Raw genomic sequence first — 23,395 nt, 5'->3', positions numbered from 1 at the left:
GCCCCACCCACCAAGGAGCCGCAGTGGCCCCATCCCTGGCCCGCCCCACCAGCCGGCCGGCCAAGAGCCGCCGCACCTCGTCCCCCTCGTCCCAACCCGGTGCCCGGCTCCCGGCCCAGCCCCCGAACACGAGCGCGTCGCCTCTCCTGCGCAGCCAACGGCGTACGGCAGCCCTGCTCATCACGCCGTTCTTCGCCCTGTTTGCCGTGGTCATGGCAGCGCCCATCGCCTACGCCGTGTGGATGAGCCTGTTCCAGGAGCGCTCCTCAGGGCTCGGCTTCGGCGGCACCGAGCGGGTGTTCGCCGGCTTCGGCAACTACACCAAGGCCCTCGCCGACACCGGCTTCCGCGCATCCTTCGCGCACATCGCGCTGTACTGCGCCCTCTACATCCCGGTGATGATCGGCGGATCCCTCGCCCTGGCCCTCCTGGTCGACTCGGCCCTCGCCCGCGCCAAGCGGTTCTTCCAACTTGCCCTGTTCCTGCCGCACGCGATCCCCGGACTGATCGCTTCGATCATCTGGATCTATCTGTACACGCCGGGACTGAGCCCGGTGCTCGAATGGATCGGCGCGTTCGGCGGCTCCTGGGACTTCTACGCCAACGATCATGTGCTGGCGTCGCTGGTCAATCTGAGCGCCTGGCAGTGGATGGGCTACAACATGGTCATCTTCTACGCCGCACTGCAGGCCGTTCCGCGCGAAGTGATCGAAGCGGCCGTCGTGGACGGTGCCGGCGCACTGCGCACCGCGCTGCAGATCAAGGTCCCGATGATCGCCTCAGCGATCGTCATGACTGTTCTGTTCACCTGCGTTGGAGCGATCCAGATCTTCACCGAGCCGAAGCTCCTCAACCAGCGCGGCGCGCCCTCCATCGACACCGAGTGGTCCCCGACCCTGTTCATCTGGAAGGCCGGATTCGTGCAGCACGACTACGGCATGGCCGCCGCCGCGTCCTTGTTGCTGGCCGTCCTCGGCGTCGTCCTCTCCTACCTCGTCACCCGGATCGGCAACCGGTGGAAGGCGGCCACGTCATGAGCACCCTCACCCACGACACCACACCCACCGCCGAGCCCTCCGCCACGCCCCGGCCCACCACGGCCACGCGCCGCCGCCGCACCACCCCGAACACCCTGCTCTCCAAGGGCGCCGTCAACGGCCTGCTGATCGTCGCCGCCGGCTACACCCTTCTGCCCGTCACCTGGCTGCTGTTCGCCGCAACCAAGAACCACCGCGACCTCTTCGCCACATCCGGGTTCGCCTTCGGCGACTTCAACCTGCTCACCAACCTGCACCGGGTGCTCACCTTCAACGACGGCATCTACCTGCGCTGGTTCGGCAACAGCGTGCTCTACTCCGTCGTCGGCTCGGCCGCCTCCACATTCATCTGCGTCGCCACCGGCTACGCCTTCGACAAGTACGACTTCCGAGGCAAGGAGAAGCTGTTCGGCCTGGTCCTCGGCGGAGTCCTGGTCCCCACCACCGTCATCCAGCTGCCGATGTATCTCCTCGCGACCAAGGCCGGTGTCGTCAACACCTACTGGGCGCTGCTGCTGCCCGCCCTGGTCAACCCGTTCGGCGTCTACCTCGCCCGTGTCTTCTCCGAGGGCTACGTCCCGAACGAGATCCTGGAAGCGGCCCGTGTCGACGGCGCCGGCGAACTGCGCACCTTCGCCCGCATCGCCCTGCCGATGCTGGCACCGGGCTTCATGACGATCTTCCTGTTCTCGTTCACCGCCAGCTGGAACAACTTCTTCGGCGCCCTCGTCATGCTCAACGACGAGCAGCTCTACCCGGTCAACCTGGGCCTGTTCATGTGGAACAGCGTCACCCAGCAACAGCCCGAGTTCTACTCGCTCGTCATCACGGGTTCGCTCGTCGCGGTCGTCCCGCTGATCGTCGCCTTCGTCTGTCTGCAGCGCTTCTGGCGTTCCGGCCTGACCGCGGGCGCGGTGAAGTGACGACGCCCTCCGCCACGCCCGCCCCGGAAGGAACCGTCCTGAACGGCATGCGCCGACCCCACACCGTGCTGGCCATGGGAGCCGGCATCCACAGCCGCCTCCTCGCCGACAAGGCCCTCGACCGCCTCGAATCCGTCGCCCACGTCGACACCGCGACCACCGTCACGGACTTCACCACCGCCGACGCCCGTCAACTCGCCCGCACCGAAGTCCTCTTCACCCACTGGGGCGCACCCCCGCTGACCGAGGACGCGTTGCACCGCATGCCCCGACTGCGCGCGGCCGTCCACGCGGCCGGCTCCGTCAAGCACCACATCACCGACGCCGTCTGGCGCCACGGCATCGCCGTCTCCTCAGCCGCAGCGGCCAACGCCGTGCCCGTCGCCGAATTCACCCTCGCCGCCATCCTGTTCGCAGGCAAACGCGTCCTCGACGCCGCCCACACCTACGCCGCCACCCGTACCCAGCCCGACCTGCTGCCGTACTACAGCGGCCACGGCAACTACCACCGCACCGTCGGCATCGTCGGTGCCTCCCGTATCGGCCGCCGGGTCCTCGACCTGCTGCGCCCGTTCGACTTCGACGTCCTGCTCTACGACCCCTACCTGGGCCCGGAGCAGGCGCGCACCCTCGGCGTGGCGCAGGTCGGCCTCGACGAACTCGTGCGGCGCAGCGACGTGGTCTCCGTCCACGCGCCCCAACTGCCCGAGACGCACCACATGTTCGACGCCCGCCGCATCGCCCTGCTCAAGGACGGCGCCACCCTCATCAACACCGCCCGCGGCAGCCTCGTCGACACCGACGCCCTCACCGCGCACCTGGTCACCGGCCGCATCCACGCCGTCCTCGACGTCACCGAACCCGAGGTACCACCCGCGGACTCGCCGCTGTACTCCCTGTCCAACGTCCTGCTCACCCCGCACATCGCCGGTTCCCTCGGCAATGAACTCGGCCGGATGACCGACTGGGCGATCGACGAGGTCGCGCGGTACGCACAGGGCCTGCCGTTCGCGCACGAGGTCGCGCCGGACGAGCTGACCCGCTCGGCGTGAGCGAGCAGCCGAAGCAGGCCAAGCCCGGCAACGCCGCGAAAATCCGCCGGCCCGCCAACCACCAGTCAGGGAAAGGACCTTCCGTGCATCACGCCGCACACCGCGTCCTCGTCGTCGGCATCGACGGCGTACGCCTGGACGTACTGAACCGCCTGCCCACCCCGCACCTCGACGCCCTGGCCGCCGAAGGCTTCCTCGCCCCGATCGAGGTGGACGCCGACACGCCCACCATGTCCGGCCCCTGCTGGGCGACCGTCGTCACCGGCGTCACGGTCGCCAAACACGGCGTGTGGAGCAACGACTTCACCGGCAACCGCCTCGACGTCTTCCCCGACTTCGCCACCCGCCTCGCCGTCCAGGACGGCCGCCGCACCTTCGTCGCCGCAGGCTGGCAGCCCCTGATGCAGGCACACCACGGTGGCCCCCTCTTCCGCGCCCCGTCCAGAGCCGCGTACGTCTCCCCGACAGCCGACACTCCGGAAGCCTGGGAACACTGCGACGAGCAGATCACCGAGGCGTCGGTACGCGTACTGGCCGGCGCCGGTGCCGGTGCCGAAGCGGGAGCCGCAGGGGGAGACGACGATGACGTCGTGGCGTCGTTCGTCTACCTCGGCGCACCCGACGAGACAGCGCACTTCCTGGGCTGCGGCGAGGCGTACGAGGCCTCGATCCGCCGCGCCGACGCGCGCCTCGGCCGGCTGATCGCCGCCGTGCGCTCCCGGCCGTCGTACGCCGACGAACAGTGGACGTTCCTCGTCGCGACCGACCACGGCCATGTCGACGCCGGGGGCCATGGCGGCCGTACGCCCGAGGAGAGCACGGCATGGCTGGCTGCCGCCGGCCCGGGGATCGGACCGGCGCCGCGTCCGCTACGGCATGCCGATGTCGCGGCCCAGGTGTTCGCCGCCCTCGGCCGGCACCCCGACCGGCACTGGACCCTCGACGGCCGCCCCTTCGCCGCCGCCCCGCACGCAGTGCTCCTCGACATGGACGGCACGCTCGTCGACACCGAGTCGCTGTGGCTTCGTACGGTCCGCGAGGCCGTGCCCCGGATCGGCGCCGACGACCTCTTCGATGTCCTGGGCCGTTCGGCCACCGAGGCCGCCGTCCGCCTGCTGCCCCTGACCGGCGACGACGATCCGAAGTCCCTCGCCGCCGACCTGGAAGCCCGCTTCCTGACGGCCGTCCAGCGTGAAGCAGCCCCGCTCCCCGGCGCCCTCGCACTCCTCGATCTGCTCCAGGCGTCGGGCATCCCGACGGCGCTCGTCTCGGCGTCCTCGCGGCAGGTGATGGACGCCGTACTGAAGACGCTGGGCGCCGACAGGTTCCGTACGACGGTCGCCGAGGGCGAGACTCCGCGCAGCAAGCCCGCCGCCGACCCCTACCTCGCCGCCGCCCGGTCCCTGGGCGTGGACCCCGCGGCCTGTCTCGCCGTCGAGGACTCGCCCACGGGGGTTGCCGCGGCCGAGGCGGCGGGTTGCCGGGTGCTCGCCGTCCCCTCGTACGCGCCCATCGACCCCGGTCCTCGGCGCACCGTGCGGCGGGGCCTGGAGGGCATCAGGAGGGAGGAGCTGTGGGCGGCCGGACTGTGACCTGGGCCGGTCCGGCGTCTGTTCGTCGGCCTTGACCGGCCCGATGTTTGTTCGGTGCCTGCCGGTCCGCTTACGATCGGCTCCCGCCGCAGCCGAGGAGCACCGCATGCCGCCCGCCCGACCCCGCCTCCTGTACGTCACCGACCTGGCCTACCAGGCACGCGGGCGGCGCTACTGCGACGAGGACATCTTCCTCACCTCACGGCTGCGGGACGACTTCGACCTCGCCCTGTGCCACCCCCGGGACGCGGCCGCGCTCATGGACGCCTTCGACGCGGTCGTCGTCCGCAACAGCGGTCCGGTGCTGGGCCACCAGGACGCGTACGACGAGTTCCGCCGGCGCGCGGTTGCCGAGAGTACGCGGGTGTACAACCCGCTGTCGGGCAAGGCGGACATGGCGGGCAAGCAGTACCTGCTCGACCTGACCGGCGCCGGGTTCCCGGTCATCCCGACCGTGGACCGCGGCGAGGACCTGCACCTGCTGCCCGAGTGCGATCGCTATGTCGTGAAGCCCAAGCTCGGCGCCGACTCGATCGGGCTGCGGATCGTTTCGGACCCGGTCGCAGAGGGCGTGGGTGAGGAGTCCGGCGGGACCGTCCTGATCCAGCCGTGCGTCGATTTCGCCTACGAGGTCTCCTTCTACTTCGTCGACCACGACTTCCAGTACGCCCTGTACGCGCCGCACACCGACCGACGATGGCAGCTGGAGCCGTACGAACCCACCGACGGCGACCTGGAGTTCGCCCGGCGTTTCATCGAGTGGAACGGCATCGACCACGGTATCCAGCGCGTCGACGCCTGCCGTGCGCCGGGCGGCGAACTGCTGCTGGTCGAGCTGGAGGACCTCAACCCCTATCTGTCCCTGGACACCTTGGACGACAGGCGCAGGGACGCCTTCGTCGCCGCGATGAAGGCGTCCCTGCACCGCTTCCTCGCTGCGGAAGCCTGACCGGAGCCGCGCGCTCACCCCAGGCGAACGATGATCTTCTGTGTCGCGCCCTTCGTCGTGCTCAGGTCGCCGAAGGTGAGCCGCAGTGACGAACCGGTCGTCGCCGCGGTCACCGTGGACGGTTTGGAGACCACCGCGGACACGGCCCGATTCCAGGTGAGCGTCAGGCCCGTCTGCATCCGCATCGGATCGCTGACGCAGATCACCGCCGTACCGTCGGACTTCTCACTGATCATCACGCAGCACGGATCGCTTGCCACGAGAGGCCCGACCGTGCCGCCGAACCAGAAGTTCACGCCGGTGAAGCCGAGCGAGGGAACGGCGACGCCCTGCTGGTCGTTGGTGTTGGCGAGGACGGTCAGCCAGGTCGTGGCGGCGGCGCGGGCCTGGGTCTGAGCGGCTGTCGCACCCGGCATGAGCAGATAGGCATAGCGGCCGTCGGTCGGATTCGCGCCGTGGTCGACGTACAGGGTCAGGTACTTGCGGTTGAGTACCGTCGTGGAGCCGCCCTTGTTGATGTCGCTCCACCGACCGTCCCGCGCGTCCCGCAATGCCTTGACGGTCGCGCCGCCGGGGAACACATAGCCGCCGTGTCCGCCGATGTGCGCCCAGGTGGCGCCGGTGAGCGTCTCCGACCAAGGGTGGCCGGCGGGCTTGGCGGTGCCGTCGACGACGAAGGGGGCGCCGCCCGTGGGACCGAGGTTGCGATTCTCGACCGTCGTCTCCACCGCCGTGCCGTCGGTGCACTTGATGCCGGCACCGAGGCAGACGACCGTGTCGTCCAGGAAGAACCAGGACTTCTTCGCGAGCAGCGTGGACTGCAGGCCCTTCAGGTACTGCCCGATGGCCGCCCGCTGCCCGTCGGTGGCCCCGCCGACCCAGTTCACATCGGGCAGGGAAGCACCCCAGTCGCCGCCCGCCGCGTCCGCGAGCGTTTTGCGCGACGTGGTCGTGCCGGGCAGCCGGTACGGGTCGACCGTGGGCCAGAAGGCGTCGCTGTACTGGCCGTTGCCGAAGGTGTCACCCCACCAATAGAGCATCCCGGAACCGGTGTGCCAGCCCCGCAGGTTCTCCCCGTTGCCGGTCTCGTAGTACGTGACCCGCCGGTCGGCCATGCTGAGCGAGGCGGCCCAGCCGGGTCTGCGGTGCGTGGCCCGGGCCATGTTGGGAAACAGCCGGTGGCCGGTCGGCTCGGCGATCGAAGTGATCGAGGTGTCGTCCAGGACCGACTTGAGGCGTGCCAGGCCGGTGAGGCCGATCGTCGGATTGCTCATGGGCGGGCTGTAGTAGTCGCGTTGCAGCCACCCCTTGACCAGACCGCGCCAGCGCGCGTTCTCCGTGGCACTCGCGCCCTGACCGAGCAGAACGATCGAGGCGAGGATCGGATGGCCCCTCAGGTGATCGTCCTGCTGGACCCCTTTCGTGTCGGACGCGGTCAGTCCCCGGCTGATCGCCCGCCCCGACACCCCGTCCATCACCAGCCCGTTGTGGAGGAACGGCGCCCACGCCCGCTCCACCGCGTCGAACACGATCTGCCGGTTCGCGTCCGTGACCTCCCAACTCGACCCGGCCAGCAGCGCGAACAGCGACCCGAGCCCGCCGAGCAGCACCGAGCCGTACGAGCCCGTGTACGGCACCGTGGTGTGCTGGATGAACGACCCGTCCGTGTAGAGCCCGTCGCCACTGGTCACGTAGGGGAAGACGGGGGAGAGGGCGTCCCGCGCCAGGGCGACCTTGGCGGAGTTCGCGCCCACGATCCCGCGCAGCGCCAGCACCCGGCACAGGTCGACGCGGTTGGCCCCGGTGCTGGTCCCGGTGTAGTCGGCGACCGCCGAGTCGGGCACGAAGTGGTCCACCGCGGCCACGTAGTCGGCGATCAGGTCCGCCGACAGGTGGTCGTACATCAGCACACAGACGTCGAGCAGCGACTGCGGAGCACCGATCTGCCAGCTGTACCAGTTCCCGTAGCGGGCCTGGCCGGCGTTGTAGACCTCCGAGTGGAGGTGATCGAGTCCGGTCAGGATCGTGTCCCTGAGCCCGGTGTCGCCGGTCAGTCCCGTGCTCTGCTGGGAGTACGCCTGGGCGAGTGTGTTGAGCCGGGTGTAGCTGGTGTTCATGTTGCCGGAGTAGCCGTACGACTCCTGATCGGTGTCGGGCTCCGGGTCGGCGTACACCAGGTCCGGCCAGAGCGAACCGGCCGTCGGGGCCATGGAGGACCTCAACTGGCGTGCGGTGCTGCCGAGTTCGGCGAGTCGGCTCTTGAACGGTTCCGAGGTGGGGCTGAACCCCTCGCCCAGAACGAGCGTGCGCCACTTCGCCCGCAGGGTGGTGAACTCGTCAGCCTCCGCGGCCGGTACGGCGGACGGAGGCGCGGCGCTCGCCTGGCCGGACAGGCCGAGCGCGACAGCGGTGCCGGTGCTTGCGGCCAGAAAGCCGCGACGTGACCAACGAGTCGTCATGACGGCGCTTTCTAGCAGGGGAACGTTCAAACGCTCAATAGTCAATACCGAATTGATCGTATTGATCGTTTGGGGGGTGGGGGTGAGAGTGAGGGCGGCCCTCCTCCACTGAACCGGCGGGACGGCAACCCCGTATCACTCCTCGGGGATTGGCGAAGCCCGTGAAGACGGGACGGAAGGAGAGCGGCGTGCCCACTCGGCCCGACCCCGCGCAGCCCGACGAAGACCCGGCCCTGGAACCGATCCGCGTCCTGCGCCCACGCCGCACCGACGCGCTCGCTGAGCTGTTCAAGGAGTTGGAACAGGAGAGGAACGGCTACGAGACCGTGGTCGTGCCCGGTGCCCAGCCCGCCGCCGAGGAAGCGACCCAGGAACTCCCGGCCGTCACCGAGGAGACGAGGATCGCGCCGCGCGGCACTGTAGCTCGCCCGGGCCCGGACGCGCCCGGCCCGGGATTTCGTCGCGCGGCCGTCGCGGTCACCGTGACGGCCGCCGCGGTCATCGGCTTCGGCGGCGCGCTCCTGCTCTCCGGCCGCGACGACGACACGGCGGCGGCGAAGGATCCGGCTCCGTCCACCACGGCCTCGGCGTCGGCCGCGCCCACCCGGAACGCCCCCGGCGCGGGTGGCGCACCCGGCGCCGACGAACCCGGTGACCCTCCCGCCTGCAGCGCGTCCTTCCGGACCGTCAACAGCTGGCAGGGCGGCTATCAGGGTGAGGTGACGGTGACCGGTGCGCCCGCCACCGCGGCCGCCGGCTGGACCGCGACGGTCGTACCGGCCGACGGTGCCCGCCTCACCCAGGTCTGGGACGGCACCCTCACCACGACCGGGGACGGCACGGCCACCGTCGCCAACGCGTCATGGAACGGGAACCTGGCGCCCGGCGCGAGCGTCACCTTCGGCTTCATCGCCGACACCTCGGCGTCCGGTGCCCCGTCCGCGGAGGTCACCTGTGCGGCGACGGCGGATGCGTCCTGACGCCCCCGCACGGTCGCGCGCCTCGGGTCGAAGGAAGAGCGGCCGGTCAGCGCCCGTGGTCGAGCAGCGCCTGCGACACCGCACGCACGCTGCGGGCGATGTGCTGCAGCTGCATGACCTCCGCCGCGTACAGCTTGATGGTGTGTTCGATGACCGACTCCGGCATGCCGAGCGCGGGCAGGTCGGCCCGGGCGGTCTGCAGTGCGGTGCGTGCGACCCGGATCTCGTTCTGGACCTGGATCTGCGCATGGCGGGCGAGCAGCACGGGGTGGCGGATCAGGGCCGGGTAGCTGGCGTAGCGGGCCGGCACCAGCTCGCGCAGCCACTTGGCCGCGGAGCGTTCCCAGTCGTAGGAACCGGGGGCCTTGACCTGGCACGGCCAGTCCGGGGTGATGCGCGTGGTCGTCAGGGGCATGATCATCGCTTCCGGGTGTGCGGCGTCGTCCGGGGTGTTCGACGTGGTCGGGGCGGCCCCGGCCTAGGGGATGACCGGGGCCGCCGCCACGGGCGCTCGCGCAGGCGATGCCCGACCGAACAGCCCGCGCGCCGACGCGGGTAGGAGACGGCGGCAACGGGTGTTCGTTGAGGAGCCCGGAAGGGCAGACGGCAGTCGCACGACGGATGGGGTGACGTGCGCATGAACGGACCGGCTGCTCTCTGCGGGCGGATGGTGCGTGTGAAGTATTTATATATGCCGTCCGCTTTGCAAGACGTATGAAAACATTCATGCGCGCTTTGAAGTGAATGGTCCCCCTGTGGTGCGGTTCGAGCGAAGTGGGGGAACGGCGCCGCGCGGGCGGGTGATGCGGGGGATCGGTCCTGGTGGGGGCGGTTCCGGCGGGATCAGTCCCGGAGGAAGAACTGGTGCTGGTCGGAGATCTGCTCGTAGTCCTCGAGCCGCGCCTGTGTCCGTTCCGGGTCGGCGTCGGTCATGGCCTGCAGCAGCGCGGCGGCCATCACGCCTGGCGCGGCGTAGGAGTCGAAGACCAGCCGGGAGCCGGTGTTGGTGGCGAAGACGACATCCGCGTTGTCGGCCACCGGACCGAGCGCCAGGTCGGTGATCAGGGCGACCCGCAGTCCGGCGCTGCGTGCGACCCGTACGGCGGTCAGGGTCTCCTGGGCGTGCCGGGGCATGGAGAACGCCAGCACCCAGGTGCCGCCCGCCTCGCGCGACTGCAGCAGCGCGTCGTAGGCGACGCTGCCGCCCCGGGTCACCAGCCGCACATCGGGGTGGACCCGGCGCGCCGCGTAGGCGAAGTACTCGGCGAGGGACCCCGAGATGCGCAGTCCGAGGACGGTCAGCGGCGTCGACCGGGACAGCTTGCGGCCGATGTCGATCAACTGGTCGGGATCGCCGAAGTCGCGCCGCAGGTTCTCCAGGTTCTCGATCTCGGCGTCCACGGCGGACTGCAGTTCGTTCGCGCCGTTCTCCTCGGCCGCGGGGCCCCCGGCGAGGTGGCCGAGCGCGATCGACTGGAGCTTCTCCCGTAGCGCGGGGTAACCGCTGAAGCCCACCGCCGCGGCGAAACGCGTCACCGAGGGCTGGCTGACACCGACCCGCTCGGCGAGATCGGTGATCGAAAGGAACGCCGCTTCAGTGATGTGCTCGATCAGATACTGGGCGATGCGCCGCTGTCCGGGGGACAGCCGGGGCTGATCGAAGAGTGTCCTGAGCTGGGAAGTCGGGGACGCCTCCGCTTCGCCGGCGGACTTGCCCGAGGTGATCGCGGATGCCTGTGCGCGTGCCTGCTGCGGCGATGGCAGGGAGGCGGCTCCTTTGTCTTCCACAGTGCTTCAACATAGCTCACACACTGTGGTGACCTGGGCTGGTATGGGGCCCGCGCTCACCGACGATAGATGGTGATCGAATGGCCGACCGTATCGATCGGACGACTACTGTCGATCAATTCGGCCAGTCGGCCGGTCGCCTTGGCCACCGAGGAGTCCGACACGACCAGCAGTCCGCGCACCTCACGGGCGGGTACCTTGCGCGGATCGGCGGCGTCGATGCCGTAGGCGGACGGCACCCCGCTGCCCTTGTACACGAGCCAGATCCGCTCGCCCCGATACCGCTCGCTCAGCCGGTCCGCGAGCCGGCCCAGGTCCTGGCCCCAGTCCACGTTCGAGTCGTGCAGCCGCAGATGGGTCTTCGCCGGACCGCCGAACGCCTCGTTGGAGTACGGCAGGTAGTACGGATACGTCCGCAGGGAGCTGACCGCGACGAACGCGACCAGCGCCCCGACCGCGACCGGCGCCCACCGCCACCGCACCGCGAGCGCACAACCCGCCGCCACCGCCAGGAACATCGGCACGAAGACGGCGTAACGCGTGCCGAAGTCACGTGACCCGAGCATGGCCGCGGCGAGCAGTACGGCGGGGGGCACCAGCAGGTAGGGCGCCGCCGGTCGCAGCCGCCGTACGGCCGGCACCGCCACGACACCCGCCGCCCACAGGGCGAGCATGCCGAGCGGCGTCTTCACCAGCAGGGCGGCCGGCAGGTAGTACCAGAGCGAACCCGTGTAGAGCCGGCCGAAGAGGAAGCCCTGCCACGGGTACTCTTCGAACCCGAACTGCACGCGCATCCCGTCACGGTAGGACTCCGGGAACGGCAGCAGATCGATGACGAGTTCGCGCAGCCCGTGCACCTCGGGTACAGGCTGTTGCGGCGCCCAGCGCAGCCGCGGGTCGACCACCAGGTACGAGGCCCACACGACGGCGATGGCGGCCACCGCCACGACGCCGGCGCTTGCGGCCGCCCACCCGAGTACCCGTCGGCGGGACTCCGAGGGCGACTTCGCGCACCACACCGACACTCCCGTGAGCGCAAGGAGCACCGGGACCGCGGCCAGAGTGCTCATCTTCGTGGCCAACGCCGCACCGAGGGCCACCCCGGCCAGCGGCACGTACCAGCGTGGCCGGCGGCGGGCCCGCCACAACAGCCAGACCGACGTGAGCACGAACCCCGCCGCCGGGACGTCCAGTGTGGCCAGCGAGCCGTGCGCGATGAGGTCGGGGGAGAAGGCGTACAGACCGAGGGCCGCCAAACCGCCCGCCGGACCGGCCAGTTCACGGGCGAAGGCGAAGACGATCAATCCGAACAATAGAGTCAGAACGATCACTGGGAGTCGGGCGAACAACATCAGCCGCCATGGATCATTGCCCGACTCGTACAGCAGGTGCCGCCCCAACTGGCCCTGATCACCGGTGAAGGAGCGGTCGACGTGCGGATCGGCCGCCGCCACTCCGACGGCGACGACCAGCTTTCCGAGCGGCGGATGCTCGGGGTTGTGGATCAGCCGGTGCTCGTGCAGATACTCGGCCGCCGTGCCCACGTACACGGGTTCGTCGATCGTCGGAGTCTGCTGTACCGCCGTTGTCGCCATCGCCACGGCCATCTGGCCGAGCAGCACGACCACGAGGAGCGGCACGAGCCAGGGCCTGCCGGACAGCCGCGAGGGCTGCGAGGGCCGCGCGACGGAGGCTTCGGGCACCCCGGAGGGCGCCTCCGGGGCACAGGCAGGGGCAGAGTGCTGTTCGAGCGCCATCTTCCGCTCCGCGGCGCCGTCGACCCCGCGGCGGCGGGAGCTGATCCGGAGCCGGCCCATGGGCCTACTCTGCACCAGGTCCCGCCGGGGACGGCGTTACCGCTTGAGGAGTCGTACCGACAGACCATCCGTCGTGTAGACGGGTACGGCTCGCAGCGTGCGGGAGTTCAGCTCCACCCGGTCGAACCGGCCGCGCAGCTGTGACGCCTCGATGACGGGCACCGTGGTGCCCGCGACCGGCGGACGCTCCGCGTCGAGGCGCAGCGACAGCACGCTGCCCCGGCCCAGCGAGATCCGGCGGGACACGTCGAGCGCCGGACCGTGGTTCTTGCGGATCAGCAGTTCCAGGGCGGAGCCGCCGTCCTGGACGTACGAACCGCGCACGCGCAGCACCTCGTCCGCCCGCAGCGTGCCGCCCTTCACTTGCACGTCGCCCTCTCCGAGAGCGTTGGCGGAAGCGGCGACCAGCACGCCGTCCAGGAGCACCGTGCCGCCGTGGTACCGGTTGTGCCCGGCCAGGGTGAGCGTGCCGGTGCCGCGCTTGGTCAGGCCGCCGTCGCCGCGGATGTCGTTGCGCCAGACGTCGGCCGCGCCGAAGCCCCCGGCCGCCGCGTCGAGCGTGACGGTCACGTCGGAGTCGAAGGCGCCGTAACCGTCCGCCGCGGTGAACAGGTCGAGCCGTCCCCACTGCTCGAAGCCGTCCAGCAGGACGTACCCGCCAGGCAGCGCGGTCGTGCGCAGCACCTCGCGACGCTGGGCGGCGGTCAGGTACGGCTGACGCGTCTCCAGCAACACCTCCGCGCCCTTCGGCACGGTCAGGGGCTCGTCGCGACCGCGCCGGGTCAGCACATAGGTCAGCTTCGGCTCGACCGTGCGGGCGTTGGCGTCCCGGTCGGCGTAGGGGTCGGTGGCGCGGTCGGCCGAGTGGGCGTACGCGTTGAGGGTGTCGGCCGTCGTGCCGGTCCGCTGCTCGAAGTACGCCAGGGCCTGGGCGCGGGCGGCGGCCTTGAGTTCGGCGTTGGCCGGGTCGGCGAGGGCGGCGGCTGCCAGGGCGGTGGCCATGATGCGGCCGCCGAGGACGTCGACCGTGGAGTGCATGCCCGCCACGATGCGGGTGTGGCTGAGCTCGAAGGCGCGGGTCACCAGCTCCTGGAAGCGCTCGGGCACGGCGTGGGCGTACGCCAGGGCCGCCAGGTGCAGGGCGTTGGTGTGCCCGCTGGGGAAGCCGCCGTCCTCGGACGCGCTCTCGCCGCGCTGGCGCAGCAGCTGCGGGGCGACGACCACCCTCGACTCGTAGACGGGAAAGCCGAACTCGTCCTTCCTGCCGGTGTCGACGACCTCGCTGTCCTCGTTCATCCGCCACGGGCGCGGGTACTGGAAGGCGAACTTGGCCGGGTTGCCGGAGGCGAAGGGGCCGCGCACGGTGTCGACCAGCTTGGCCACCTGACCGAGGTCCGAGTCGTACGATCCCGCGCCGATCGCGGAACCGGCAGGGGCGTCCGCGGGCACGGCGTCGCTGATCTTCCCCGAGGGAGTGCCGTCCGGAGCGCTGGTGATCGATGTGACCGCCTTGGCGCCCGACTTGTACAGGTCGGCAAGCGGACCGAGACCGGCGATCACCGAGTAGCTCTGGTGCTGACGGTCGATGATGAACGATTCCTTCGCAGCAGCGTCCGTGCGTGCGGCGGTGATCCGGACGCTGTAGCGCATGTTGGCGCGCAGCACGTCGGGCATGAGTGGCGTGCCGGTGTTCCAGGCACCGCCCGTCTTCCACATCTTCGCGAAGCCGCCGAGAACGCGGACCACGGCGTTGGTCTCGGGCGTCAGGTTCGCGACGACGTTGGTCTTGTAGTCGTCGACGAACGCGGCTGCCTTCGCCGCGGCCTTGGCGTCAGCGGCGGGGAGCCAGCCGGCGACGGCAGGGACGGCCAGCAGGGCCGCACCGCCGCCGGCGGAGGTCAGGAGAAAGCGCCTTCTATTGAGGGACGGGGTGGCGTGGCGCCCGACGGATGCCGGCATGGTGCCTCTCTCGAGTTCATCGGCCCGAACGGCCGGGAGGAGATCGAAGTGATCGACTCGTCCGTGTGGTGCGACATCTGGCGCACATGAGACACACGAAACACAGCGGTATCGAGTCTTACGAGCGAAGATCTACGGGCGAGTTGTGTCGGACTCGGGAGGGCGCGGAGTCCGGCTGCTGTCACACAAGTGAACGGGCGAGTGCCAGGGCGCCCTCGACCGGCGGCACTTCCAAGCGCCACGGCCGGGCCCCCGGCACGCTCTCGGCGAGAGCTGCGGCGAAGGCGTCGAAGAGGACCGGCTGGGCGAGAATGGTGCTGCCGGCGACCACGACGTCGTCCACCGGGACCCCACGCGAGGCGAGTCGGCCGACCAGCGCGGCCAGCGACCGGCCGCCCTCGTCGATCACCGCACGGGCGAGCGGTGAACCGGCCCGGGCGGCCGCGAACACCACCGGCGCGTGCCGGCCCCACTCGGCGGAAGCGCTCTTGGCGCTCTCCAACGCCGCGCCGAGTGCCGGGACTTCGGCGACACCGAACGCGTCTACGAGCCCGCGCGCCAGCGCGTCGGGTTCCTCGCCGAGATCGTGCGCCGCCCACACGGCCCGTACGGCCTCGCGGACCAGGCCCGCCGAGCCGCCCTCGTCGCCGAGGACCGCGCCCCAGCCGCCGACCTGGACCGCACTGCCGTCGGTCAGCCGACCGACCGCGACGGACCCGGTGCCGGCGACCAGCCCCACCCCCTTGTCCAACCCGGCTGCAGGGACGAGCAGTTCCGCATCACCTACCACCAAAGCCGGTGCGTCGAAGTGGAGTTGGAGCGCAGTGCGGATCTGCCCGCACTGGCGAGGTGTCTCGCATGCGTGCCCGCCGACCGCGAAGGCCGAGGGGCGCCCACCGGTCGGCAGGGTGTCGGCGGCCAGCGCGGCCAGCCAGCCGGCGGCGGCGACCGGGTCGTGCGGTCGCCAGCCGCTGCTGGTGCGGACGTGATCGGCGACCATGACGTCCCCCGCGAATGCGCGCAGATGCGTCTTGGTGCCGCCCACGTCGATACCGACCACGAGAGGGGACGAGTGGGGAGTGTCCTGCACGGATCCTCTTTCGTCGTTGCGCGTTGGCTGCGACGGCGGGCGGACCGTGCCTGGGCGGGCGCAGACGTCGCGACGAGCGGCGTGGATCCGCGCCGTTGAGCGTAGGGAAGCCCCGGGACGGGCTTCGTTGCCGAGTGCGGCAGGCGAGTACCGCTTCAGTTCGTTAGGAAGTTAACTAACGAAGTAGGGTGCGTCAAGAGGCGCGGAATTCCCGTTGCCGAACGATCATTTCGGCGGTTCCGACCGCCGCGGCACGACCAGGGGAGACCATGGACCTGAGCGAGAGCGCGCGTGCGGTGTTCGCGGTGCTGGCCGGGGCGGGCACCGCCACCCGTCCCCAGCTGGCGGCCGGTGCGGGCCTGTCCAAGCCGACCGTCTCCGCCGCCGTCGCCGAACTGGAGGCCGCCGACCTCGCCGCCCACTCCGGCACCGCCTCGGGCGCCACCGGGAGGTCCGCCGCCGTCTACCGGCTCGGGCCGGCAGCCGGCGCCGTGCTCGCCGTCGACCTCGGCCCCGCCGAGACCCAGGTGCGCGGCTGTGCCCTCGACGGCACCCTGCTCGCCGAGGGCACCGGCTCCCGCGACGACGCCGCCGCCACCGTGCGCAAGGTCCTCGACGCGCTGCCCGCCAACGCCCCGCTGCGCGCCGTCGTCGTCGCCGTCGGTGACGTCACGACCCGGGACCGGGACGGCAGCGGAATGCGGCCCGCGACCGCGAAGGCCGGCCCCGTCTTCGACGCCATGGCCGTCGCACTGCCGCCGGGCGTGCCTGTCCACCTGGAGAACAACGTCAACTGCGCCGCCCTCGCCGAACTGCACGAGGGCGCGGCCCGAGGCCGTCGGACGTTCGGGTATCTGCGGATCGGCGTGGGCATCGGTCTCGGCATCGTCGTAGGAGGCCAGGTGCTGCGCGGGGCGAACGGGGCCGCCGGTGAGGTGGCCCGGCTGCCGTACCCGTGGGACGAGGGCCGCGAGCCGCGCCACGAGGCGCTGGAGGACCGCATAGGCGTACGTTCCCTGCTGCGGCGGACGGCCGAGACGTGGCAGGACGACGACGAGCCGAGCCCCGAGACCGCGGAGCGGCTGTTCGCCCTCGCCGGGGCGGGCCACCGCACGGCCGGCGCCGCCGTAGCCGGGCACGCCGCCGACATCGGCCGGCTGGCCGCCGCAGTGGCCGCCGTCCTGGACCCCGGGCTGATCGTGCTGGGCGGAGCCGTCGGCTCGAACCCGCAGCTCGTGCCGGGTGTCCGGGCCGAGCTCGGCAGGCTGAGCTGGCCCACCGAGGTCGTCAGCAGCGCGCTCGGCGACAGCGGCACCGTGGTCGGAGCCACCCGCCTCGCTGTCGCCCGTGGAATCCAAACCGTGACCGGGGCGGTCGAGGCGAAGCATTGACGGACTCAGCCCGCTTCTGCCAATGTCCGGACAAGCGCTTTCTGAGCCGGCGGGACCCGGCTCGGGACGAGGTACTCCGCCGTACGTCGCGTACGGCGAGCCGTGCGAGGGCGTGCTCGTACGGTTACGGCCAGGACGACGGCCGTGGACCCTCGTCCGACACGGCGGAACGACCGGGCGAGGTCGCGGGCCGTAGGGCGCCATCCACAGAAGGATCCGAGCCGCGCTGACCGGCCGGGCAATCCGTCACGCACATCCAGGGAGGACCCGGTGGGTCACCAGATCTCGCGCAGAACCCTCTTCCGCACCGCGAGCGGACTGGCCGTCGCCGGCGCGCTCGGCACCTCGCTCAGCGCCTGCGCCGGAGGCACGGGCGCCGGCAGCACCAGCAGCGACCTGACCATGACGTGGTGGGGCAGCGACGACCGGCACAACGCCTACAAGAAGTCGCTCGCCCACTTCCAGAAGCAGAACCCGAAGATCAAGATCCGCGAGACCTACCAGGGCTACGACGGCTACTTCGACAAGTTCAACACCAACATCGCCGGCGGCAGCGCCCCGGACCTGCTCCAGATGGACACCGCCCTGGTGGCGCAGTACGCCCGCAAGGGCGTCCTCGCCCCGCTCGACTCCTACGTCGGAAAGACCCTGGACCTCACGGGCTTCTCCAAGACGCTCCTCGCCGCCGGCACCGTGGACGGCAAGCTGTACGGCGTCCCGTCCGGGATCGGCGTCAACCAGCTCACCGTCAACCGCAGCGGCCTGGAGAAGCTCGGTCTGAAGCTGCCCGACCGCGAGTGGACCTGGGCCGACCTGAAGAAGGTCGCCCAGGACGTCTACAAGAAGAGCGGCGGCAAGACGTACGGCGTCGACGACGGTGGCGGCTCCACCCTCCAGTGCTTCGAGGTGTTCGCCCGCGAGAAGGGACAGACCTTCTTCTCGGACGACGGCAAGAAGCTCGGCTTCACCTCCGACACCCTCCAGGAGTGGTGGGAGTACTGGGCCGAGATGCGCAGGACGAACGCGTCCCCGCCGCCGGCCATCACTTCCGCCGCGCACAACGACCTCACCAAGAACGCGGTCGTCATCGGCAAGGCACTGTTCACCTTCGACTCCGGTGTCTACGGCGCGGGCGGTTCCATCACCGACGCCCAGCTGGACTTCCTGCCGACCCCGCAGGGCGACTTCTCCGGCGCCCGCGAGGGCAACTTCGTCAACGGCGGCGTGCTGCTGTGCGCCACCAAGGCCAGCAAGAAGGTCGCCGACTCGGTGAAGATCATGAACTTCTTCGCCCAGGACGACACGGCGATCAAGAACATGCAGCTGTTCCGTGGCATCCCGCCGACCGAGAAGGCCCGCAACCTGATCGCCTCGGGCCTGACCGAGACGGACAAGCTGAACATGGAGAACGCGGACTACATCTCCCAGCGCGTCGCGAAGGCGTCCAACGCCCTGCCCGCGCCGGTGCCGCCGCCGCAGGGGGCCGACCAGATCTGGGATCTGCTGTTCCAGTCGAACCTTGCCGTGGCCTTCGGCAAGAAGTCGATCAAGGCGCAGCTCTCCGAGTTCTTCGACCAGGCGGGCGGGATTCTCGGGGGGTAGTGCGCGACGGGAAGTGCTGCGATGTGTGGTCTCGCGTCTGCGGGCTTCGTTGTGGCTGGTCGCGCAGTTCCCCGCGCCCCTGGAGGCGTCGCAGTGAACCGGGGCTTTGAGGAGTACAGCCCCATCTGAAATACCGGGAGAGGGCCAGGGAGACATGAGTATGACCACCGCGCAGACCGGCGAGGTCGTCAAGGAGCCGTCGGTTCCGGTGACCCCGTCCGACCAGCGGGAACGTGACCGTATGCGTCGCCGCCTCGCCAGACGGCGGGGCGGGGGATGGTGGCCGTACCTCTTCCTGGCCCCCTGGTTCGTGGGCCTGTTCGGGCTGACGATCTACCCGATGCTCGACTCGCTGTATCTGTCGTTCACCAACTTCGACCTGCTGACGCCCGCGCAGTGGGTCGGCATGGACAACTACGACCGGATGTTCACCGACGACCCGGTCTTCTGGGACTCGGTGCACGCCACCCTCGTGTACGTCGTCGTCTCCGTGCCCCTGAAACTGGCCCTCGCCCTCGCGGTGGCGATGCTGCTCAACCGCGATCTCAAGGGCATAGGCCTGTACCGGGCGGCCTTCTACCTGCCGTCCCTGCTCGGCGGGGCCGTGGCCATCGCGATTGTGTGGCGGCAGGTCTTCGGCGGCGAGGGCCTGTTCAACGACTTCCTTGGCTGGTTCGGGCTCAACACCGGCCAGGACTGGATCTCCAGCCCGGACACCGCGCTCTACACGCTCGTCCTGCTGGCCGTCTGGCAGTTCGGCACGCCCATGGTGATCTTCCTCGCCGGGCTGAAGCAACTGCCGAAGGACGTGTTCGAGGCGGCCGCGATCGACGGTGCCGGCGCCGTGACCAGGTTCTTCAAGATCACCCTGCCGCTGCTCACTCCGATCGTCTTCTTCAACGTGGTCCTTCAGATCATCGACGCGTTCAAGACGTTCACTCCCGCGTTCGTGATCAGCAACGGCTCCGGCGGACCGCTCAATTCGACCATGCTGTACTCCCTCTACCTGTACAAGAAGGGCTTCACCGACCTGCAGATGGGGTACGCCTCCGCGCTGGCCTGGGTGCTGTTCCTGGTCATCGCACTGTTCACGGCGGTCAACTTCATCGCCAGCCGCTACTGGGTCCACTACGACGACTGAGCGAGGAGTCCTTCACCCATGTCCGCCATCACCCCGCCCCGGTCCTCGACGTCTCCGCTGCACAAGCTCCGCTCGGCCACCGGGACCCGCCGTATCTTCATCCACACCGTGCTCATCGGCGTGGCGATTGTCATGCTGTACCCGCTGATGTGGATGCTCAGCAGCTCCCTCAAGCCCGACACCGAGATCTTCACCCACCCCGGGCTCATCCCGACCGCGCTGCGGCCCGAGAACTACTCCGAGGGCTGGAGCGGCTCCGGCAACTCCTTCTCCCTCTACATCACCAACTCGCTGATCGTCACGATCGGCGCGGTGATCGGAAACGTCATCTCGTGCTCGCTGGCCGCCTACGCCTTCGCACGCTTCGAGTTCCGCGGCAAGAAGATCTGGTTCGGCCTGATGCTCGGCACGCTGATGCTGCCCACGCAGGCCGTCCTGATCCCGCAGTACACGATCTTCTACAACCTGACCTGGATCAACACGTTCCTGCCGCTGATCGTGCCGAAGTTCCTCGCGGTCGACGCCTTCTTCATCTTCCTGATGGTCCAGTTCATCCGCTCCATCCCGCGCGAGCTCGACCAGGCGGCCATGGTCGACGGGGCCAATCCGTGGAAGATCTACTGGAAGATCATCCTGCCGCTGATGAAGCCGGCGCTGATCACCACCACGATCTTCACCTTCATCTGGACCTACGACGACTTCCTGCACCAGCTCGTCTACCTTCAGCAGAACGACAAGTTCACCGTCCCCCTGGGCCTGACGCTGTTCCTCGACCAGACCAGCGGCTCCTCCTACGGCGCGATGTTCGCCATGTCGACACTCGCCCTCCTGCCCACCCTCATCTGCTTCCTCATCTTCCAGAAGAGGCTGGTGGAAGGCATGGCCACCTCCGGCATGAAGGGCTGACACCCGTGCACCTCCCTCGCCAGCTCGGCGCCCTGCACGACCTCCCGGACACCCCTCAGGCCTACGACGCCGTCCTCGCCGGTGTCGCCGGACAGGCCCTGGCCCGGCTCACGCCCGAGGGCAATCTGGAACACCCCGACTGTGTCGACGACATCGGCGACACCTCGCTCGGCGTCACCTCGCTCCTGGCCCTCGCCTGGCAGCGCGGTCAGGACCCGCGCCTGCCGGAGGCGGTGCGCCGCAGCCTCGCCTTCCATCTGCGCGAGCGCGTCTACACCGAGGACAACCCCGGCTACCCGAACCTGCGGGCCCGCAACTCCGGTCTGCCGTACGCCCGTTACACCCTCGCACCCGGCGCCCATCCCATCGGCGACTGGCCGAGCACGGTGTGGGCGCTGCTCCAGGCGGTCAACGTGCTGGACGTCGCGGAGGGCCTCGTCGAGGACGAGCAGCGCGCCGAGCTGATCGAGGTGGCGCACGGCTACTGGCGCTGGCTGACCGAGGCGACCTTCTTCAATCCGCAGGAGGCCGGCAACCAGGCCATCGGCTGCGTCGTCGGCGGACTGATGCTGGCCCGCCACCTCCCGCCGGGCCGGCGAGACCTGGTGCGGTCGCGAGCGATCGCCCTGTACGCCGAGAAGATCCGCGCCCACCGGGTCGCCGACCGCGGCGCACTCCTTCCTCCCGAGCACGGCGGCGCCTACGACAACAACTACGGCCCGATCTCCCTGTCCTTCCTCGCCCAGGCCCACCGGGTCAGCGGCGAGGAGGTCTTCGCCGAGGACGGCGACGCGCTCGCCCGCTACCTCGACGCCCGCCTGACCGGCGGCGGCTTCGACAACGGCGGCCCGCGCTACAGCGAGCAGCACAGCGGCTTCGAGTCGGTCCTCGGCCTGCGCTACTTCAGCCGGCGCATCGGCTCCGACCTCGGCCGGTACCGGGGCGACACCCGGTGGGGCCGGCACGCGGTCAAGGCGGACGGCGGAGTCGACGGCCACTTCGCCTGGATGCTGGTCTGGCAGATCCAGGACACCGCGCGCTGGCACCGCACCCCGTCGCCGGTCCCGGCCCGCCACCAGCTCCGCGCCGGTTCGGTCTCGGTGGCCTTCGACGACCGTATGACCCCGTCCCTGGTCGAGGCGGCGGGCACGTACTACCTCCCGGCGGCGGTGAACCGGCAGCACGGCTTCGGCCCCGTGACGGACGGCTTCCTCTTCTGCCGCCCGATGGGCGAGGTCCGCGTCCGGGACGTCCGCGCCGACGGCCTCACCGCCAAGCTGGTCACCAAGCCGGTCGTCGGCCGCGACCACGTCCTGCGCCATGTCCGGTCCCTGTACGTCACCGACGGCACGGCGCTGTGGGTGACGGTCGCGGTGGAGCGGCTCCCCGGCACGCCGTATCTGCTCGCGGGCCTGCCGTACGCCACCGACGACGGCGAGCGCGTACGCAGGACCGCCGAGGGCGAGGTCACGTCGGCCGGCGCACTCCGTCTGACGCACCCCGAGGCGGACGGCGTCGACCACTTCGACGCCCGTGCGGACCGGACCCAGGAGGAGGCGGCCTTCGCCCTCGCAGCCGACCCTCGCGGCTACGGCAACCCCGACCTGGGCTGGAGCCACCTGGTCAGTTCGACGGCACTGGAGGCCGAACCGGCCCCCGGCGCACCGGAGGACCTCCACGTCTTCGCCGTGCGCTACGGAGCGGGACGCCACGCAGCGGGACGCCACGGATCGACGGGCCCGTTCGCGCCCGCCTTCGCCCAGGACGGTCCGGGCCTGACGGTCCGCACCGAGGCGTTCACCGCTGTGATCGGCGAGGCGGCGGGCGACGCCCACGGAGAACCGGAGCTGACGCTGCAGGCCGTATAGACCGGCCCTGCGGGCCGCATTCGCCGTACTCAAGCCCCCGTCATGCGGCCCTCAAGCCCCCGTACGGGCCGTCGACGGTCCGTACGGGACGGGCACCACCGCGGCCGGCACCACCAGGTCGGCCCGGTCCCGGGTCGCGGCCACCAGCTCGGCGTTGCGCTGGTCGGAGCGCAGCACCCAGGCCACGGCCTCGTCGTGCGGTTTGCCGAACTCCTCGTGCCGGGCGATCAGCCGCCGCAGGCGCTCCGGCTCGTCGAGCTCGCAGAACCACACCTCGTCCAGCTGCGGCCTTAGCCGCGCCCACGCATCCGTCTCCAGCAGCAGGTAGTTGCCCTCGGTCACCACCAGCCGGGCCGTGGCCGCCACCGGAACGGCCCCCGCGACGGGCTGCTCCAGAACCCGCTCGAAGCCGGGCGCGTACACGGTGTCGTCGTCGGGATCCTCGCGCAGGCGCCGCAGCAGCGCCGCGTATCCCGCGGCGTCGAACGTGTCGGGTGCGCCCTTGCGGTCCCGGCGGCCGAGCCTGTCCAGCTCCACGTCGGCGAGGTGGAAGCCGTCCATGGGCACATGCGCGACCCAGGGATCCCCGGCACCATTGAGCTCCCGGACCAGATGCTCGGCGAGCGTGGTCTTGCCGGCCCCCGGACTGCCTGCGATGCCGAGGACGGCGCGGCGGCCGGCGCGTGGGAGGGACCGGGCACGGGCGAGGAGGTCGTCGAAGGTCAGGGCCACACAGCAGAGTGTGTCACCCGGTCGGCGATGACTTCCGATGGTCCGCGGAGTCTCCTGGACAAGGGGCTTCTCCTCGTCACGGGCCATCAAGAGTCATCGCGGCCATCAA

Annotated in this window: 18 protein-coding genes; 11 read left to right on the top strand and 7 right to left on the bottom strand. The window is 70.4% G+C overall.

Annotated elements, in window-relative coordinates:
- Nucleotides 1–35: 35 nt before the first annotated feature.
- The 5 genes from OG331_RS08045 (at nucleotide 36) to OG331_RS08025 (ending at nucleotide 5,553) form a co-directional block, all read left to right on the top strand.
- The gene (locus tag OG331_RS08045) at nucleotides 36–1,037 is read left to right on the top strand and encodes a carbohydrate ABC transporter permease (RefSeq protein ID WP_406209834.1); all 1,002 of its coding nucleotides are present in this window, start codon (nucleotides 36–38) and stop codon (nucleotides 1,035–1,037) included.
- The gene (locus tag OG331_RS08040; protein ID WP_406193387.1) at nucleotides 1,034–1,960 is read left to right on the top strand and encodes a carbohydrate ABC transporter permease; all 927 of its coding nucleotides are present in this window, start codon (nucleotides 1,034–1,036) and stop codon (nucleotides 1,958–1,960) included. The genes OG331_RS08045 and OG331_RS08040 overlap by 4 nt, the downstream gene beginning before the upstream one ends.
- 47 nt (nucleotides 1,961–2,007) lie before the next feature.
- Nucleotides 2,008–3,012, top strand: a complete 1,005-nt coding sequence (locus OG331_RS08035) for a hydroxyacid dehydrogenase (RefSeq protein WP_406193384.1) — start codon at nucleotides 2,008–2,010, stop codon at nucleotides 3,010–3,012.
- Nucleotides 3,013–3,095: 83 nt separating this feature from the next.
- On the top strand, nucleotides 3,096–4,604 hold the full coding sequence (locus OG331_RS08030; protein WP_406209832.1) for an HAD-IA family hydrolase: 1,509 nt from the start codon (nucleotides 3,096–3,098) through the stop codon (nucleotides 4,602–4,604).
- Nucleotides 4,605–4,710: 106 nt separating this feature from the next.
- Nucleotides 4,711–5,553 (top strand): hypothetical protein, encoded by an 843-nt coding sequence (locus OG331_RS08025; RefSeq protein WP_406193381.1) that lies wholly within the window; start codon nucleotides 4,711–4,713, stop codon nucleotides 5,551–5,553.
- A 14-nt stretch (nucleotides 5,554–5,567) separates the two neighbouring features.
- Here the strand turns inward: OG331_RS08025 and OG331_RS08020 are convergent, their stop codons facing one another.
- Nucleotides 5,568–8,012 (bottom strand): polysaccharide lyase 8 family protein, encoded by a 2,445-nt coding sequence (locus OG331_RS08020; RefSeq protein ID WP_406193378.1) that lies wholly within the window; start codon nucleotides 8,010–8,012, stop codon nucleotides 5,568–5,570.
- A gap of 188 nt (nucleotides 8,013–8,200) precedes the next feature.
- Here OG331_RS08020 and OG331_RS08015 point away from each other — a divergent pair, with 188 nt between their 5' ends.
- The gene (locus tag OG331_RS08015) at nucleotides 8,201–8,992 is read left to right on the top strand and encodes a cellulose binding domain-containing protein (RefSeq protein WP_406193375.1); all 792 of its coding nucleotides are present in this window, start codon (nucleotides 8,201–8,203) and stop codon (nucleotides 8,990–8,992) included.
- A 46-nt stretch (nucleotides 8,993–9,038) separates the two neighbouring features.
- Here OG331_RS08015 and OG331_RS08010 read toward each other — a convergent pair whose 3' ends face one another.
- The 5 genes from OG331_RS08010 to OG331_RS07990 form a co-directional block, all read right to left on the bottom strand.
- Entirely contained in the window at nucleotides 9,039–9,413 is a 375-nt protein-coding gene (locus OG331_RS08010) for a hypothetical protein (protein WP_406193372.1), read from the bottom strand.
- Nucleotides 9,414–9,835: 422 nt separating this feature from the next.
- Complete coding sequence (locus OG331_RS08005; RefSeq protein WP_406209829.1) at nucleotides 9,836–10,756, bottom strand: MurR/RpiR family transcriptional regulator; 921 nt, start codon at nucleotides 10,754–10,756, stop codon at nucleotides 9,836–9,838.
- 80 nt (nucleotides 10,757–10,836) lie between these two features.
- On the bottom strand, nucleotides 10,837–12,387 hold the full coding sequence (locus tag OG331_RS08000; protein ID WP_406209826.1) for an ArnT family glycosyltransferase: 1,551 nt from the start codon (nucleotides 12,385–12,387) through the stop codon (nucleotides 10,837–10,839).
- A gap of 246 nt (nucleotides 12,388–12,633) precedes the next feature.
- Nucleotides 12,634–14,556 carry a phosphatase PAP2 family protein gene (locus tag OG331_RS07995; RefSeq protein WP_406193369.1) on the bottom strand — a complete coding sequence of 641 codons (1,923 nt, stop codon included), beginning with the start codon at nucleotides 14,554–14,556 and terminating at the stop codon, nucleotides 12,634–12,636.
- A gap of 181 nt (nucleotides 14,557–14,737) precedes the next feature.
- Entirely contained in the window at nucleotides 14,738–15,646 is a 909-nt protein-coding gene (locus tag OG331_RS07990; protein ID WP_406193366.1) for an N-acetylglucosamine kinase, read from the bottom strand.
- A gap of 269 nt (nucleotides 15,647–15,915) precedes the next feature.
- On the opposite strand from OG331_RS07990, the gene OG331_RS07985 reads away from it, so the two are divergent.
- From OG331_RS07985 to OG331_RS07965, 5 genes are all read left to right on the top strand, one after another.
- Nucleotides 15,916–17,037 carry an ROK family protein gene (locus tag OG331_RS07985; protein ID WP_406193363.1) on the top strand — a complete coding sequence of 374 codons (1,122 nt, stop codon included), beginning with the start codon at nucleotides 15,916–15,918 and terminating at the stop codon, nucleotides 17,035–17,037.
- A 270-nt stretch (nucleotides 17,038–17,307) separates the two neighbouring features.
- Nucleotides 17,308–18,639 (top strand): ABC transporter substrate-binding protein, encoded by a 1,332-nt coding sequence (locus OG331_RS07980; RefSeq protein WP_406193360.1) that lies wholly within the window; start codon nucleotides 17,308–17,310, stop codon nucleotides 18,637–18,639.
- A gap of 160 nt (nucleotides 18,640–18,799) precedes the next feature.
- Entirely contained in the window at nucleotides 18,800–19,780 is a 981-nt protein-coding gene (locus OG331_RS07975) for a carbohydrate ABC transporter permease (protein ID WP_383602449.1), read from the top strand.
- An 18-nt stretch (nucleotides 19,781–19,798) separates the two neighbouring features.
- The gene (locus OG331_RS07970) at nucleotides 19,799–20,686 is read left to right on the top strand and encodes a carbohydrate ABC transporter permease (RefSeq protein WP_328419979.1); all 888 of its coding nucleotides are present in this window, start codon (nucleotides 19,799–19,801) and stop codon (nucleotides 20,684–20,686) included.
- Between the two features lie 5 nt (nucleotides 20,687–20,691).
- The gene (locus OG331_RS07965; RefSeq protein WP_406193357.1) at nucleotides 20,692–22,554 is read left to right on the top strand and encodes a hypothetical protein; all 1,863 of its coding nucleotides are present in this window, start codon (nucleotides 20,692–20,694) and stop codon (nucleotides 22,552–22,554) included.
- Nucleotides 22,555–22,605: 51 nt separating this feature from the next.
- On the opposite strand, the gene OG331_RS07960 is transcribed toward OG331_RS07965, so the two are convergent.
- Complete coding sequence (locus OG331_RS07960; protein ID WP_406193354.1) at nucleotides 22,606–23,286, bottom strand: nucleoside/nucleotide kinase family protein; 681 nt, start codon at nucleotides 23,284–23,286, stop codon at nucleotides 22,606–22,608.
- Between the last annotated feature and the right edge of the window lie 109 nt (nucleotides 23,287–23,395).

Origin of the sequence: Streptomyces sp. NBC_01017 (genome assembly GCF_045162795.1) — a bacterium.
Lineage (GTDB): Bacteria > Actinomycetota > Actinomycetes > Streptomycetales > Streptomycetaceae > Streptomyces > Streptomyces machairae.
This window is presented reverse-complemented; position numbering and strand designations above follow the sequence as displayed.

Excerpts from the sequence above, each read along its gene's own strand:
- OG331_RS08040 (WP_406193387.1), top strand. The coding sequence starts at position 1,034 with ATGAGCACCCTCACCCACGACACCACACCCACCGCCGAGCCCTCCGCC.
- OG331_RS08035 (WP_406193384.1), top strand. The coding sequence starts at position 2,008 with ATGCGCCGACCCCACACCGTGCTGGCCATGGGAGCCGGCATCCACAGC.
- OG331_RS08025 (WP_406193381.1), top strand. The coding sequence starts at position 4,711 with ATGCCGCCCGCCCGACCCCGCCTCCTGTACGTCACCGACCTGGCCTAC.
- OG331_RS08020 (WP_406193378.1), bottom strand. The coding sequence starts at position 8,012 with ATGACGACTCGTTGGTCACGTCGCGGCTTTCTGGCCGCAAGCACCGGC.
- OG331_RS08010 (WP_406193372.1), bottom strand. The coding sequence starts at position 9,413 with ATGATCATGCCCCTGACGACCACGCGCATCACCCCGGACTGGCCGTGC.
- OG331_RS08000 (WP_406209826.1), bottom strand. The coding sequence starts at position 12,387 with ATGGCCGTGGCGATGGCGACAACGGCGGTACAGCAGACTCCGACGATC.
- OG331_RS07995 (WP_406193369.1), bottom strand. The coding sequence starts at position 14,556 with ATGCCGGCATCCGTCGGGCGCCACGCCACCCCGTCCCTCAATAGAAGG.
- OG331_RS07985 (WP_406193363.1), top strand. The coding sequence starts at position 15,916 with ATGGACCTGAGCGAGAGCGCGCGTGCGGTGTTCGCGGTGCTGGCCGGG.
- OG331_RS07975 (WP_383602449.1), top strand. The coding sequence starts at position 18,800 with ATGACCACCGCGCAGACCGGCGAGGTCGTCAAGGAGCCGTCGGTTCCG.
- OG331_RS07970 (WP_328419979.1), top strand. The coding sequence starts at position 19,799 with ATGTCCGCCATCACCCCGCCCCGGTCCTCGACGTCTCCGCTGCACAAG.